Source organism: Streptomyces sp. BBFR102, from assembly GCF_051397025.1.
In the GTDB taxonomy this organism is placed as follows: Bacteria; Actinomycetota; Actinomycetes; order Streptomycetales; family Streptomycetaceae; genus Streptomyces.
This window is the reverse complement of the sequence record NZ_CP195757.1, coordinates 4335346-4349223: the sequence shown is the minus strand read 5'-3', so window position 1 is coordinate 4349223 and position 13878 is coordinate 4335346. Positions and strand designations below refer to the sequence as shown.

General features: G+C 72.6%; 15 protein-coding genes. 4 read left to right on the top strand and 11 right to left on the bottom strand.

Annotated elements, in window-relative coordinates; translation table 11 throughout:
- Window positions 1–164: 164 nt before the first annotated feature.
- Complete coding sequence (locus tag ACSLIC_RS19455; protein ID WP_436738989.1) at window positions 165–641, top strand: MarR family winged helix-turn-helix transcriptional regulator; 477 nt, start codon at window positions 165–167, stop codon at window positions 639–641.
- A 268-nt stretch (window positions 642–909) separates the two neighbouring features.
- On the opposite strand, the gene ACSLIC_RS19450 is transcribed toward ACSLIC_RS19455, so the two are convergent.
- Together ACSLIC_RS19450 and ACSLIC_RS19445 are read right to left on the bottom strand one after the other, a co-directional pair.
- Entirely contained in the window at window positions 910–2346 is a 1437-nt protein-coding gene (locus ACSLIC_RS19450; RefSeq protein ID WP_436738988.1) for an ATP-binding protein, read from the bottom strand.
- A complete protein-coding gene (locus tag ACSLIC_RS19445; protein ID WP_436738987.1) occupies window positions 2343–3008 on the bottom strand; it encodes a response regulator transcription factor in 666 nt (221 codons plus the stop codon). Before ACSLIC_RS19445 ends, ACSLIC_RS19450 begins: the two co-directional genes overlap by 4 nt.
- Before the next feature lie 120 nt (window positions 3009–3128).
- On the opposite strand from ACSLIC_RS19445, the gene ACSLIC_RS19440 reads away from it, so the two are divergent.
- The 3 genes from ACSLIC_RS19440 (at window position 3129) to ACSLIC_RS19430 (ending at window position 5595) form a co-directional block, all read left to right on the top strand.
- Window positions 3129–3755, top strand: a complete 627-nt coding sequence (locus tag ACSLIC_RS19440) for a PepSY domain-containing protein (RefSeq protein ID WP_436738986.1) — start codon at window positions 3129–3131, stop codon at window positions 3753–3755.
- Window positions 3756–3920: 165 nt separating this feature from the next.
- Window positions 3921–4574, top strand: coding sequence for a hypothetical protein (locus ACSLIC_RS19435; RefSeq protein WP_436738985.1), 654 nt, complete (start codon window positions 3921–3923; stop codon window positions 4572–4574).
- Window positions 4575–4821: 247 nt separating this feature from the next.
- Complete coding sequence (locus ACSLIC_RS19430; protein ID WP_436738984.1) at window positions 4822–5595, top strand: hypothetical protein; 774 nt, start codon at window positions 4822–4824, stop codon at window positions 5593–5595.
- A gap of 96 nt (window positions 5596–5691) precedes the next feature.
- Here ACSLIC_RS19430 and ACSLIC_RS19425 read toward each other — a convergent pair whose 3' ends face one another.
- From ACSLIC_RS19425 to ACSLIC_RS19385, 9 genes are all read right to left on the bottom strand, one after another.
- Entirely contained in the window at window positions 5692–7044 is a 1353-nt protein-coding gene (locus ACSLIC_RS19425) for an ammonium transporter (RefSeq protein ID WP_436738983.1), read from the bottom strand.
- Between the two features lie 26 nt (window positions 7045–7070).
- Window positions 7071–8012: an urease accessory protein UreD gene (locus tag ACSLIC_RS19420; RefSeq protein WP_436738982.1), complete on the bottom strand. Its 942-nt coding sequence runs from the start codon at window positions 8010–8012 to the stop codon at window positions 7071–7073.
- 1 nt (window position 8013) lies between these two features.
- A complete protein-coding gene (gene ureG / locus ACSLIC_RS19415) occupies window positions 8014–8634 on the bottom strand; it encodes an urease accessory protein UreG (RefSeq protein WP_436738981.1) in 621 nt (206 codons plus the stop codon).
- Window positions 8635–8665: 31 nt separating this feature from the next.
- Window positions 8666–9355 carry an urease accessory protein UreF gene (locus tag ACSLIC_RS19410; protein ID WP_436738980.1) on the bottom strand — a complete coding sequence of 230 codons (690 nt, stop codon included), beginning with the start codon at window positions 9353–9355 and terminating at the stop codon, window positions 8666–8668.
- A 61-nt stretch (window positions 9356–9416) separates the two neighbouring features.
- Window positions 9417–11141 (bottom strand): urease subunit alpha, encoded by a 1725-nt coding sequence (gene ureC / locus ACSLIC_RS19405; RefSeq protein WP_436738979.1) that lies wholly within the window; start codon window positions 11139–11141, stop codon window positions 9417–9419.
- A 1-nt stretch (window position 11142) separates the two neighbouring features.
- Complete coding sequence (locus ACSLIC_RS19400; protein WP_436738978.1) at window positions 11143–11610, bottom strand: urease subunit beta; 468 nt, start codon at window positions 11608–11610, stop codon at window positions 11143–11145.
- The gene (locus ACSLIC_RS19395) at window positions 11607–12536 is read right to left on the bottom strand and encodes a sirohydrochlorin chelatase (RefSeq protein WP_436740419.1); all 930 of its coding nucleotides are present in this window, start codon (window positions 12534–12536) and stop codon (window positions 11607–11609) included. Before ACSLIC_RS19395 ends, ACSLIC_RS19400 begins: the two co-directional genes overlap by 4 nt.
- Before the next feature lies 1 nt (window position 12537).
- Complete coding sequence (locus ACSLIC_RS19390; RefSeq protein WP_436738977.1) at window positions 12538–12843, bottom strand: urease subunit gamma; 306 nt, start codon at window positions 12841–12843, stop codon at window positions 12538–12540.
- Between the two features lie 44 nt (window positions 12844–12887).
- Window positions 12888–13871 carry an urea transporter gene (locus ACSLIC_RS19385; RefSeq protein ID WP_436738976.1) on the bottom strand — a complete coding sequence of 328 codons (984 nt, stop codon included), beginning with the start codon at window positions 13869–13871 and terminating at the stop codon, window positions 12888–12890.
- Window positions 13872–13878: the final 7 nt, after the last annotated feature.

Sequence of the window (13878 nt, the reverse complement as noted above, 5' to 3'; positions counted from 1 at the left end):
CCGGTTCTGGCCGCGTCCGGTCTCCGGCGACCGGGGCGGGCTCCGTTCAGTGAACGGTACCCTGCGGAGTGTGACGTCGAACGTCCGCTCGCATCCCGAGCCGTCCACCCACCCGCCACTCCCCTCGCTTGTTAGCTTTTCAACTTTTTAGGTAGAATCCCCTTATGGAGACCGAAACGGCGACGCCCTGGCTGAGCGAGACGGAACAGTGCGTCTGGCGCACCCACCTGGACATCAGTCGCCTGCTGACGCACGAGCTGGAGAAGGACCTCCAGCCGTTCGGCCTGACCATCAACGACTACGAGATCCTCGTCAACCTCTCCGAGGCCGAGGGCCAGCGGCTGCGGATGAGTGACCTCGCCGAGGCCACGCGGCAGTCCAAGAGCCGCCTCTCGCACCAGATCACCCGGATGGAGAAGGCCGGCCACGTCCGCCGCGTGCACTGCGAGTCCGACCGGCGCGGGCTGTTCGCGGTCCTCACCGAGCAGGGCGCCCGCACGATGGAGGAGGTCGCCCCGCACCACGTGGCCTCCGTGCGCCGCCACTTCATGGACCACCTCTCCCCCGGGGCGCTGGCCGAACTGAGCCGTGCGCTGGGCCCCGTCGCCGAGCACCTGCGCGGCCGGCCCGCCCAGGGCTGACCGCGGCCGTGCCCCAGCCCCGGTCGCGGCCGGAGCACGCGCCGAGGCGCACGAGCGGGCGGTGCAGCGCCTGGTGCAGGCCGGCGCGCAGCCGCTGACCCGGCTGCAGTACCTGCTGGCACTCCAGCGGGACCGGGCCCGCTCGGCCACCTCCTCGCCCGTCGGCGACCTGACCCGAGCACGGCGAAAGCTACGGGCTCGGCACCGCGTACATCTACCCGGTGCCGGCCTGGGACCGGGCCGACCAGGCGGCGAAGCGGCCTCGCGGTCAGGGCCTGGCCGGCGCCACCCCGGGCAGCCGCAGTTCGAAGAGGGCGCCGCCCTCGGGGGCCTCGCGGACGCGCAGGGTGCCGCCGTGCCGGGCGGCCACGTCGCGGGCGATGGCGAGGCCGAGTCCGGCGCCGCCGTCGTCGCGGCTGCGGGCGTCGTCGAGGCGGACGAACCGCTCGAAGATCCGCTCGCGTTCGGGCGCGGGCACCCCCGCCCCGTCGTCCGCGACCGAGACGACCGCCTCGGGCCCCTCGGCGCGCACCCGCACCTCGACCCGGGAGGCGGCGTGGCGCTGGGCGTTGTCGACCAGGTTGCCGACGACCCGGGCCAGCTGGCCGCGCGATCCGGCCACCTCCACGCCCGCCCGGCCGTGCACGGTGACCGGCAGCCGGTCACCGACCCGCTGCGAGACCTCCTCGCGGACCAGCGCCCCGAGGTCGAGCCGCCCGCCGGTGGGCCGCTCCCCCGCGTCCAGCCTGGCGAGCAGCAGCAGGTCGGCGGCGAGCGCCTGGAGCCGTACGGTGTCCTCCACCGCGCCTGCCACGTCGAGCAGTTCGGGGTGGGCGAGACCGACTTCCAGCTGGGTGCGGAGGGAGGCGATGGGGCTGCGCAGCTCGTGCGAGGCGTCGGCGACGAAGCTGCGCTGCCGCTCGACGGACGCCTCCAGCGCGGTGAGGGTGGCGTTGGTGGTGCGGGCCAGGCGGGCGACCTCGTCGTGGGTGGAGGGTTCCGGGACCCGGCGGCCCAGATCCTCCGAGGCGGTGATCGCGGCCATCTCGCGGCGGATGCCCTCCACCGGCTTGAGCGCCCGCCCGGTCACACCCCAGGTGACCCCGGCCACCACCACGAGCAGCAGCGGCAGGCCGATCAGCATGACCGTCTGCGCGGTGCTCACCGCGCCCTGTTCGGCGGCGAGCGGGGCACCGGCCCAGACGGTGAGGCGGTCGTCGTCGTTCTCCACCTCCACCGCCGAGAAGCGGTAGTCGGCGGTGTGGCCGTCGACGGTGGCGGTGCCCTCGCCGCGCTGGATCTCGTCGGAGATCTCCCCGGCCTCCAGGCGTTCCCCGTCGTCGTCTCCGTCACCTCCGTCGCCCGGGTCGCGCGGCGCCCCGGGGTCGGGGCGGACCGCGTCGGTGCCGGTCCCGCTGATCCGCTCCAGGTCGTCGCTGACGGCCAGCAGGCGGCCCTTCGAGTCGACCACCTGGACGGGCCGGTCCTCGTCGTCGGGCAGGTCCAGGTCCTCGTACGCGGTGCGCGCCGCCACCTTCGAGGCGACCTGGCGGGCGGTGGCGTCGGCCTGGGCGGCGGCCTCCTGGATGAGGTTGGAGCGCAGCGACAGCAGCACCGCGGTGCCGGCCGCGATCAGCGCGACGGCCACCACCAGGGTCGCGCCGATGGTCGCCCGGGCCCGTACCGAGCCGAAGAGCCGCTTCACCGCCCCGCCTCCAGGCGGTACCCCATGCCGCGCACCGTACGGATGGCCTGGGCGCCGAGCTTGCGGCGCAGGGCGCTGACGTAGACCTCGACGATGTTGGGGTCGCCGTCGTAGGCGAAGTCCCAGACGTGCTCCAGGATGTCCGCCTTGGAGACCACCTGGCCCGCGCGCAGCACCAGTTGCTCCAGCACCGCGAACTCCTTGGCGGTCAGCGCGACCTCCTCGCCCTCGCGCTGCACCCGGCGGGCCGCGGTGTCGACGCGCAGGCCGCCGACGGTGTGCACCGGGGAGGCCCCGGCCCCGGCGCCACGGCGCAGCAGGGCCCGCACCCGGGCGACCAGCACCACGTAGCTGAAGGGCTTGGTCAGGTAGTCGTCGGCGCCCGTGTCGAGCCCCTCGGCCTCGTCGTACTCCCCGTCCTTGGCGGTCAGCATCAGGATGGGCACGTCGTTCCCGGCGGCGCGCAGGGCGGCGCAGACCCGGTAGCCGTTCATGCCGGGCAGCATGATGTCCAGGACCAGCAGGTCGTACGGGCTCTCGCTGGCCCGGTGCAGTCCCTCCAGCCCGTCGTGGACGACGTCCACGGCGTATCCCTCGGCGGTCAGTCCCCTCGCCAGGGACAGGGCCAGCCGCTTCTCGTCCTCCACGATCAACAGGCGCATGCGCCAAGACTCGCAGAGCCGACCTGAAGCGGGCTTCAGCCTGTTTCAGCGGGGCTTCAGCCTCCGGGGGCCACAGTGGTGTCCGTACCGCAGACCACCGCCTCTCGGGAGGAACCCGCCATGAAGCGCAATGCCGTCATCGCCGCCCTGACCGCCGTCGCCGTGATCGGCGGCGGCGCCGCGTTCGCCGTCAGCTCCGGCGACGGCGCCCCCGCCGACGCCGCCCCGGCCGACCGCGTCAGCCTCGTCTCGGAACAGGGCCCGAACACCACCGCCGACCGCGACGACGACCGGGACGAGCGGGTTGCCGACGACCGGGACGGCAAGGGCGACGACGACCGCGACGGCGAGGGGTCCGCGGCCGGCCCGGGGAACGTGACGGTCGCGCGGGCCGTCGCGGCGGCGCTCGGGCACACCTCGGGGACGGTGCTCTCGGCCGGCCTGGACGACGACGGGGACCGCCACTGGGAGGTCGAGATCGCCACCGGCGGGTCCACCGTCCACGAGATCGACGTGGACTCCACCAGCGGCGAGGTCGTCAGGGCGGAGACCGACCACGACGAGGACGACGCGGCAGCGGACCTCGCGGCGCTCAAGGGCGCCAAGGTCTCCGCGCGGGACGCGGCGGCCACCGTCGACTCCACGGTGACCTCGGTCGAGTTCGACGACGGGCGCTGGGAGGTCGAGGCCGGCGAGGCGGACTGGACCGTTCCGCTGGACACCCCGCGCGCCTCCCGCGAGGGCTGAGCGGCCACCCGGGCGGCCCACCGGGCGCGCGACTCGGCGCGCCCGGCGGCACAGTGAGGAGCGCGGTCGTCCCTGGCGCGCCGAAGCCACGGCCGGCGTCCGCCCCCGACGGGTCCCGCCAGACCGGCCCCCGGGGAGGCACCAGGGGGACACCGGGAGGACGTTGTGCACAAGACGCCATGGGGAAAGTTCACCGAGAACCTGCTGCACCGGAGATCGGGCCACTCGCCCGACGCCGAGCGGTCCGGCGAGCCGATCGCGTTCGGCATGGAGGGGCCCTTGGTCCTCCGGTTCGTGGAAGAGGGGCTGGACCCCGCCGACGAGGCCCGGCTGGCCGAGGAGGTCGCGAAGACCCTCCCGCTGCGCATGTCCCTCCCCAACCGCGCCCTGGAGCGGCTGAACCTCCTCTCCGACCATCTCGGCGGCGAACGCGGGCTCCTGGAGTGGCTGGACCGGCACACGGGTCTGCCCCGGCTGACGGCCCGGCTCCTGGTGCTGGCGGACAGCCTGGAGCGGTACACCGACGACCCGGCCGTCGTCACGGCGGTCCGCGCGTTCCGGGTCGGGCACGGGCTCCCCGACGCGTTGCGCGGCGTACTGCCGCCCGCCACCGGCGCCGAGACCCTCAGCGACATCTCCTCCCGGCTCGACCGGCAGCTCTTCGACCACGACGCCGAGGGGGCACGGAGCCTGGGGCTCGCGACGAGCCGGTGGCTGCGCGACGCGGTCTCGGCCACCGCCTCGCCCTCCCCCGAACTGGCCGAGATGGGCGAGGTGATGGCGCGGCTGCACGAGGACATCGCGGCGGCCACCCTCTGACGGGGCGCGCTTCCCCTGTCCGGCCGCGCCCTGCTGGTCGACGGGGCCGGACGGTGGTGGGATGAGGTGCGGAGGGGGGCGCCCGGGGCCACCAGGTCACCGGGTGGCGACCTGGCACCCCGGAAAGGCCCCCATGAAGACGCAACCCCCGCCCCTGCCGCCGTCCCCCAGCTCGCCTCCCCCCGGCCCGGTGGGGCCCCGAGGCGCACGCGCGGGGCGCACCGCACCCCGCCTCCTGGCCGCCGCCGTGGCCACCGGAACGCTCCTGGCCACCGCCGCCTGCTCCGGGGGCCAGGGCACCCCGGCCGCCCGGGAGAGCGCGGCCCCGGTGCGCCAGGCCGAGAACTCCCCCTCCCCCTCCCCTTCGGCGACGCTGACGGAGAAGGGCGCCCGCGAGGCGCTCATCACCGAGGCGGACATCGAGGAGCAGTGGAAGAAGGCGAAGGACCCTCAGTCCTGGCGGGACTCCCTGCTCCTCGGCAAGGTGGACGCCGCCGAGTTCCTCACCGGCAAGAGCGACGCCAAGGAGTGCCAGGGCCTGGTGGACGCCCTGTACGACGACACGCTCCTCGGCAAGCCCTCGGGACCGTCCGCGCTCGCCGGGTTCCAGCAGGGCGAGCAGCGGCTGCTCTACCAGGTCGGCGCCTACGACAGCGAGGATCTGGAGAAGTCGATGAAGTGGCTCGGCACGCTCCACGAGTCCTGCGACACGTTCACCCTCACCGGTGAGGGCGGTGGCAAGCGCAGCGTCGAGGTGGTCAAGGCGTCAGTGCCCAAGGTGGGCGAGGCCCGGCAGGGGCTGTCGGTGCGGGTGAAGGGGGACAGTGACGGCCAGCCGGTCACGCTCAGCCTGGACGTCGCCGCCGTGCGGATGGGCACGGACGCCTTCACCGTCATGAACGGCGGCGTGGACGGGGCGGACCCCTCCACCACCAAGAACGCGGTGCAGCAGGGCGCCCACCGGCTCGAAGAGGTCCAGGCGGGACGGACCCCCGCCCCCACGCCGAGCACCATCGAGTAGACGGCGCGCCCCCGGCCGCCACGGCGCCGGGGGGTGCCGAACGGCCCGTGCCGCCCGGTGGGAATCCGGGCGGCACGGGCCGTTCGGCGCTGCGGTTCAGCCCTCGCGGTTCTCGCGCAGGAGCCGGCGGATCTCGGTGAGGGTGCGCTCGTCGAGACCACCCCGTCCGCCGGAGCCGGCCAGGGCGTCCAGCTGCTGGGCGGTACGGATGTCGTAGGCCCGTTCCTCGTCAGCGCCCGGCACCGAGCGGTACGCCTCCCTGTCGGAGAAGCCGACGACCACGTCCACCACCTTGGCGATGAGCCAGGTGACGACGAAGGAGTAGGCGGCGACCGCGAGGATGGCCACGACCTGGCGCCACAGCAGCGAACCGCCGCCTCCGTAGAAGACGCCCTCCTTGCCGGCGACGCCCTCGGTGGCGAAGAAGCCGACCATGAGCAGGCCGACCAGGCCGCCGGCGCCGTGCACGCCGACGACGTCGAGGGTGTCGTCGACGTTGATGCGGTACTTCAGGGTGACGGCGAAGGCGCAGACCAGGCCGGCGACCAGGCCGGTGATCAGTGCGCCGACGGGGTCGACCTCGCCGCAGGCGGGGGTGATGGCGACCATCCCGGCCACCGCGGCGGAGCCGACCCCCATCATGGTGACCTTGCGGGTGCGCCAGTACTCCACCAGCGGCCAGGTGACCATCGCGCCGGCGGCGCCGAGCTGGGTGTTGATGAACGCGGTCGCGGCGGTACCGGTGTCGCGGACGGCGGAACCGGCGTTGAAGGCCAGCCAGCCGAACCACAGCAGCGCGACACCGATCATGACCAGCGGGATGTTGTTGGGACGCGGCTCGTGGCGCCGGAAGTCCCGGGGGCCCCGGACGACGAGGGCGGCGGCCAGTCCGGCGATCCCGGAGTTCATCTCCACCGGCAGACCGCCGGCGAAGTCGAGCGCGCCCAGGTGGTGCGTGATCCACCCGCTGTCGGTGTCGAAGACCCAGTGGGCGAGCGGCACGTACACGAGCAGCAGCCACAGCGCCGAGAAGACCAGCCACCCCCGCATCGTCGCCCGGCCGGCGATCGACCCGCTGATCAGCGCCACCGTGACGATGGCGAAGCCCATCTGGAAGGTGGCGTAGATGTACGTCGGGATCGAGCCGGTCAGGGTGTCCGGCTCGATGTCCCACATGAGGGCGTGGTCGAGGTTGCCGATCAGGCCCACGCCCCCGACGTCCGGGCCGAAGGCGAGCGAGTACCCGATGAGGAACCAGAGGATGGTCACGAAGCACAGCGAGGCGAAGCTCATCTTGAGCATCACCAGGACGTGCTTGGTCCTGACCATGCCCCCGTAGAAGAAGGCGAGAGCCGGTGTCATCAGCAACACCATCGCCGCGGCGGCCAACATCCAGGCGGTGTCACCCGAGTCGTAGGCCGGGGGCATGGACGCGGGGGCGGTGATCATGAACGGGGTCTCCTGATCGACGGGACCTACTGCTTGCGCAGGTCGGGGGCGGGATGGCCGAGGAGCAGGCGGCGCACCGCGTCCCAGGCCGTGTGGACCGCCGCCGTGACGCTGGGCTGCTCGCTGCCGAGAATCCGGGTCCAGGCCCCGCACTCGTCGGGCAGGACGCTGGTGCCGTGCAGCACGTCGGCGTCCTTGAGGGACCGGTGCAGGGCGTCGGCGATCTCCTGGGCGGGCCGCCGGGTGCTGACCACGTAGACCGAGGCGACGTGGTCGTGCCCGGCGAACACCCCGGGCCCGGTCACCCCGCCGGTGTCCTCGGGACGCAGCCTCATGGTGTCCACGGCCAGGAGCGTGCCGTCCGGGCGGCGGATCTCCAGGTCGCTGGTGAACACCGTGTACTCGTGCCGCTCGCCCCGCGCCAGGCGCCCGCCGGTGACCGTCTCGGCGTAGACGACCGTGGCCGTCTCGTCGGCGGTCACCACCGAGCTCTGGTGGAAGCGGGACCCGGCGAAGGGGATGACGGCGTCGGGAACGTACTCGACGTAGGCGCCCTCACCCGCGGTCAGGTGGACCCGCTGCGTCGCGTAGTCGTGCTCCATCCGGTAGACCTTGGTGGCCGCCTGGGTGGTGAACAGCGCCTGGGTGCCCGGGCCGCACACCAGGTCCTGGCGGTAGCGGTCGGCCTGGGCGACCCCGCCCCCGGTGGCCATCACGTAGGTGAAGGCCATGCCGGGGACCTCGGGGTCGACGTAGAGCGGCCGCATGATCTGCAACGGGGTCTTCTGGTAGCGGCCGACCAGCTCCGTCCGGTCGCCCCGCAGGGCGAACTCCAGGTCGAGGATGCCGACCTTGGCGGGGGAGCCCGGCCCGAGGGTGTCGGGCCGGGAGGAGAGGGCCGAGACCTCCGAGGGGAGGCCGGTGATTTCGTAGTGCTCGGGGTCGAGCCGGTCGCGGACGGCGAGCACGTCAGACCAGTACCGTGCGCCGGGACTCGAGGTACGCGACGACCTCGTCCACGCCCTTGCCGGACAGGCAGTCGGTCAACTGCACCGGCCCCTCGCCGCGCACCCGGTGGGCGTCCGACTCCATGACGTTGATGTCGGTGCGCACGTACTGGGCGATGTCGATCTTGTTGATGACCAGCAGGTCGGAGTCGGTGATGCCCGGTCCGCGCTTGCGGGGCATCTTCTCGCCCTCGGCGGTGTCCAGGACGAAGATGAAGAGGTCGACCAGGGCCGGGCTGAAGGTGAGGGTGAGGTTGTCGCCGCCGCTCTCGTACAGGAGGATGTCGATGTCGGGGTGGCGCTCCAGCATCTCGGCACCGGCCGCCAGGTTCATCGTCGGGTCGTCGCGTACGGCGGTGTGCGGGCAGGCGCCGGTCTCGACGCCCACGATCCGGTCGGCGTCCAGGACGCCGTCGAGGGTGCGCCGGATGTGCTGGGCGTCCTCCTGGGTGTAGATGTCGTTGGTGATGACCCCGGGCCGATGCCCCTGGTCGATCAGGAGGGGGACGATCGCCTCGATGAGGGCGGTCTTCCCGGACCCGACGGGTCCGCCGATCCCGACCCGCAGGACGTTGTCTCGCATGGTGTTTCCTCTCAGGTACCGGGCGGGCCGGTCAGCTCGCGAAGAGCCGGGCCTCGGCCCGCTCGTGGCGGGCGGACATGACGTCCGCCGCGAAGGTGGTGGCCCCCAGGTCGCCGAGACCGCGGGCGAGTGCCCGTTCGGTGGTCTCCTCGATGACCGGGGCGGTCCGCCGCAGCAGGACCTGGGCCAGACGGTGGTCGGTCAGCCGCAGCCGCAGCGCGGCGCCGGCGAAGCTCGCGCAGAACGCGAACAGGTCGGCGGCGACCGCCTGCCGCACGGGGACCCCCGTGGCCGCGTAGACGACGCCGGCGGCGACCGCCTGGGTGCCCGGGGCCCGACGCGCCTCCACCTCGCGGTGGTAGTGGTCGATCCCCGGCTTCTGGAAGACCTCGGCGGCCAGGTCGAGCAGTTGCCGCCCGGTGCGGGTCGCCGCGGTGCGCATCTCGCGGTTGAGCTTGGTGGCGTTCAGCCGCCGGTCCACGGTGGTCACCGTCTCCCAGTCCCCCGCCGCCGCGGCCCGGTGGGCCAGGGCCAGCGCCGTGGCGTCACAGGGGCCGACGCCGTGGCGCAGCAGGTCGTTCAGGAGAACCGGGAGGGATTCACGGTCGACCGCGCCGGCCTGCGCGAATCCCTCCAGGCTGTGGGACAGGGTGTAGAAGCCGCTGGGGAACGCCGAGTCGGTCAGCTGGAGGCTGGTCAGCAGGTGGCCCAGAGCCGTCACCGGCGCCAGGGGGCCTCGCGCGGAGCCCGCTCCCTCAGCACTCTCGTCGCGGTACACGTGCTCAGGCCAGGAAGAAGAGCTGGTTGAGCGGCAGCTTCTGGGCAGGGTCGATGGTCACGACCTCCCCGTCCACCGTGACCTTGTACGTCTCGGGGTCCACCTCGATCTTCGGCAGGGCGTCGTTGCGGACCATCGAGTGCTTGCCGATGGTCCGGGTCTTGCTGACCGGCAGCACCCTGCGTTCCAGACCGAGCTTCTCGGGCACCCCGGCCGCGATCCCGGCCTGCGACATGAAGGTGACGTGGGTGGCCTGCATCGCCTTGCCGTACTGGCCGAACGAGGGCCGGTAGTAGACCGGCTGCGGGGTGGGCAGGGAGGCGTTGGGGTCGCCCATCTGCGTCCAGGAGATGATGCCGCCCTTGATGACCATCTTCGGCTTGGCGCCGAAGGAGTGGATGGGCCACAGGACGATGTCGGCGAGCTTCCCGGTCTCCAGCGAGCCGACGTGGTCGGAGATGCCGCAGGCGATGGCCGGGTTGATGGTGACCTTGGCCAGGTAGCGCAGGACGCGCTCGTTGTCGTTGCGCGCGGAGTCCTCGGGCAGCGCCCCGAACGCCTCCTTGCAGACGTGCGCGATCTGGAAGGAGCGGGTGACGGACTCGCCGATGCGGCCCATCGCCTGGGAGTCGGAGGAGACGATGCTGATGATGCCCCGGTCGTGCAGGACGGTCTCGGCGGCGATCGTCTCGGCCCGCACCCGGCTGTCGGCGAAGGCGACGTCCTCGGGGATGTCGTGGCTGAGGTGGTGGCAGACCATCACCATGTCGAGCAGCTCGTCCACGGAGTTCTTCGTGTACGGCAGCGTCGGGTTGGTGGAGGAGGGGAGCATGTTCGGCTCGCCGGTGACCCTCAGGATGTCGGGCGCGTGGCCACCGCCGGCCCCTTCGCTGTGGAAGGTGTGGATGGTCCGGCCGTTGATCGCCGAGCGGGTTTCCTCGAAGAAGCCGCCCTCGTTGAGGGTGTCCGTGTGGATGGCCACCTGGACGTCGTGCCGGTCGGCCACGGAGAGCGCGTTGTCGATGACCGCGGGCGTCGAGCCCCAGTCCTCGTGGACCTTGAGCGCGGCGGCGCCGGCCTCGATCTGCTCGTCGAGGGCCTCCGGGCGGCTGCCGTTGCCCTTGGCCATGACACCGAGGTTGACCGGCAGGTCCTCGGCGGACTGCAGGATGCGGGCCAGGTTGTAGGGGCCCGGGGTGCAGGTCGTGCCGTTGGTCCCGTCGGTGGGGCCGGTGCCGCCGCCGAAGAGGGTGGTGATGCCGTTGCTGAGGGCCTGCTCGCACTGCTGCGGCGAGATGAGGTGGACGTGGGAGTCCATCGCGCCGGCGGTGGCGATCAGGTGCTCACCGGCGATGACCTCGGTGCCGGTGCCGACGACCAGGCGCGGGTGCACGCCGTCCTGGGTCTGCGGGTTGCCGGCCTTGCCGATGCCCGCGATGAACCCGTCCTTGACGCCGATGTCGCACTTGATCACACCGAGCACCGGGTCCATGACCACGGCGTTGGTGATGACCAGGTCCAGGGCGCCCTGGGCGGCGGTGGCCTGCGGGTCGGAGGACATGCCGTCACGCATCGTCTTGCCGCCGCCGTACACCACCTCGTCCCCGTACGAGCCCTCGCGGACGTCCTTCTCGACCTCGACGACGAGGTTGGTGTCGGCGAGCCGGAACCGGTCGCCGACCGTGGGGCCGAAGAGGTCGGCGTACTGCTTGCGGGAGAGGGTCGGCATGTCAGTGGGTTCCCTTCTTGTTCTTCTTGGCCCCGGCCTTGTCCGAGTCCGCGCCCTTGCGGCCGGTGGCCCCGGCGTCGATCTTCCGGCCGTCGGCGCGAGCGCCGAGGAAGCCCAGCCGCTCGGCGCGGCTCACCGCCTCCAGACAGGCGGCCTGCGAGCGGACGCTGCCGTTGAGCAGGCCGCCGAAGCCGTGCAGTCGGCCGGTGCCGGCGTAGGTGCACAGCTCGACCTCGTGGGTGCCACCGGGCTCGAAGCGCACGGCGGTGCCGGCGGCGATGTTGAGGTGCATGCCGATCGTGGCGTCGCGGTCGAAGTCGAGCGCGGAGTTGGCCTCGAAGAAGTGGTAGTCCGAGCCCACCTGGACCGCGCGGTCGCCGGTGTTGCGGACGGTGATCTTCAGGGTGGGACGGCCGGCGTTGATCTCGATCGGTTCGTCGGCGTACTGGTAGCGCGGGGGAAGCGTCATCGCGGACTCCTGTGTGAGGGGACGAGGTCGGGAGCGGCTCCCAGGTGCTCGACGGGGGGTGTCCCCGCCGTCCTCGGTGCGTGGGACAGTGCTCGGTGGTGGTCGTCACCGCCGTCCGTGCCGTGGCCGTGGCTGTCGCCAGGACCGTGGGAGTGGCTGTGGCTGCGGCCGTGGTCGTGCCCATGGCCGTGTCCGTGGTCGTGGTCGTCCGGGCCGTGGCTGTGGGCGTGACCGTGGTCGTGGTCCGCGGCCAGGGCGCGGTCCACTCCGTCGTCGCCGGACCGCTCGTACCGGTCCCGTGCCTGGCGGACCCGTGCGGCGAGCACCCCGGCGGCGGCGGACGCGGAGAGCAGCGGCCCGCCGTACTCGGCGTACGCCACGCCCGTCGGCTCCGGGACCGCCCAGGCGGCCGGCAGGACGACGGCGCTCGGCGCGCCGAGGGCACGGCAGCGCCGGACGCCCTCGGCCAGGTCGGGGTCGCCTCCGAGCAGGGCGACCTCCACGGTGCGGTGTCGGCCGTACTGCCTCACCAGGCGGGCGGTGCGGAACAGGTCCGCGTCGCTGAACGGGTCACCCGAGGGGGCGGTGACCAGCAGGGCCCGGTCCTCGGGGACCCGGGTGGCCAGGGTGCGCAGCCAGCCGACGAGGTGCGCGGTGGTGCCGAAGGGCTCCGCCAGCACGGTGCCGGCCCGCTCCGACGGGTCGAGGGCGAGCAGGGTGCGGGCGGCGTCGGCGACGAGGGAGGGGTCCCGGCCGAGCGTCATCGGCACCACGCAGACCCGCTCTCCGGCGGCCCGCGCGGAGCGGACCTCGCGGACCAGTTCCCGCCCACCGGCCACGCGGACGACATCGGGCGCCAGCACGTCGGTCAGGGCCGCCGCGCCGTCGCTCTCGTGACCGCCGACGGCGATCACCCGGTCGGTCATCTCAGCCACCGATGGGGTCGTGGCAGGAGACGAGCTTGTTCCCGTCGTCGAAGGTGGCCTCCACCTGGAGCAGCGGAAGCATCTCGCGCACTCCCGGCATGGTGCCGTCCTCGCCGACCACGTGCCGGCCCAGCTCCATGCAGTCGGCGACGCTCTTGCCGTCGCGGGCCCCCTCCAGGATGGCCTCGCTGATCAGCGCCACGGACTCGCTGTAGTTGAGCTTCAGCCCGCGCTCGCGGCGCTTGTGGGCCAGGTCGGCCACGACGTAGATGAGGAGCTTGTCGATTTCCCGGGGCGCAAGGTTCATGGCTGCCTTCCTCGATGGACGTGTCGCACGGTGTGCGGGGGGGCTCAGGACTTGTCGTCGTCGATCAGGGTGATCCGCGGCAGCAGCGGAACCGCCGCCAGCAGCGCCCAGGTCGTGATGTTGAACGGCCAGGTGAAGGTGTGGCTGCCGAAGACCTTGAAGAGCACCGACAAGGAGGCCGTCAGGCCGGTGCTGGCGGCGGCGGCCACCACGGTGTAGAGGTGGTTCCACGGGCTGGACCGCAGCAGGACCACGCCGAAGGCGAGGCTGGTCAGGACGGCGTTGTAGCCGTAGATCCCCTCGCCGATCAGGGCCGCGGGGGCGCCGAGGGCCCACGCGGTGAGCAGGCCGACGATGCTGCCGATCGCGGCGAAGAGCCCGACCTTCCAGCCCGCGAGGAAGAGGCCGACCAGCATGATCAGGCCCACGTACCAGGTGCCGGCGAAGAAGATCTGGGAGACGTTGGTGAAGAAGCCCTGCCACAGGTCGGTCCAGCTGACGTCGGGGCTCTTGGGGACGGCCGGGGTGATCGCCGTCGGCGGGTTGCCGTGCCAGACCCGCTCGAAGGAGGGCGCGCCCAGGACCATGACGAGCGCCACGAAGCAGAAGGGCCCGGTGAACGCCTTCAGCCCGAAGGGGGCCAGCAGACGTCCCAGGGTGGCGGTGACCAGCGTGCACATGATGGCGGCGACGACGGCCAGGATGTAGCTGGACAGGTGGTTCCCCAGGTAGACCACCATCGCGATGGCCCCCAGGACACCGCAGTAGGACATCAGGCCCTGGGTGACGCTGTCGTGGTGGACGTTCAGGAACTGGGCGGTGAGCGTCGAGACCACCGCACCGATCGTCGCGAACAGGCCCATCTCCCAGCTCTCCACCCACAGGGCGGCCAGGATCAGCAGCGAGGTCCACACGCTGGGCTGGAAGTCCACCTGCCCCACGCCGCGCAGGGAGCCGAGCCCGAACCGTTTCAGGCCGCTGTCGGCAGGGGCCGGGGCGGCGTCGGTCGTCGCGGACGATGAGGCCACTGGTTCT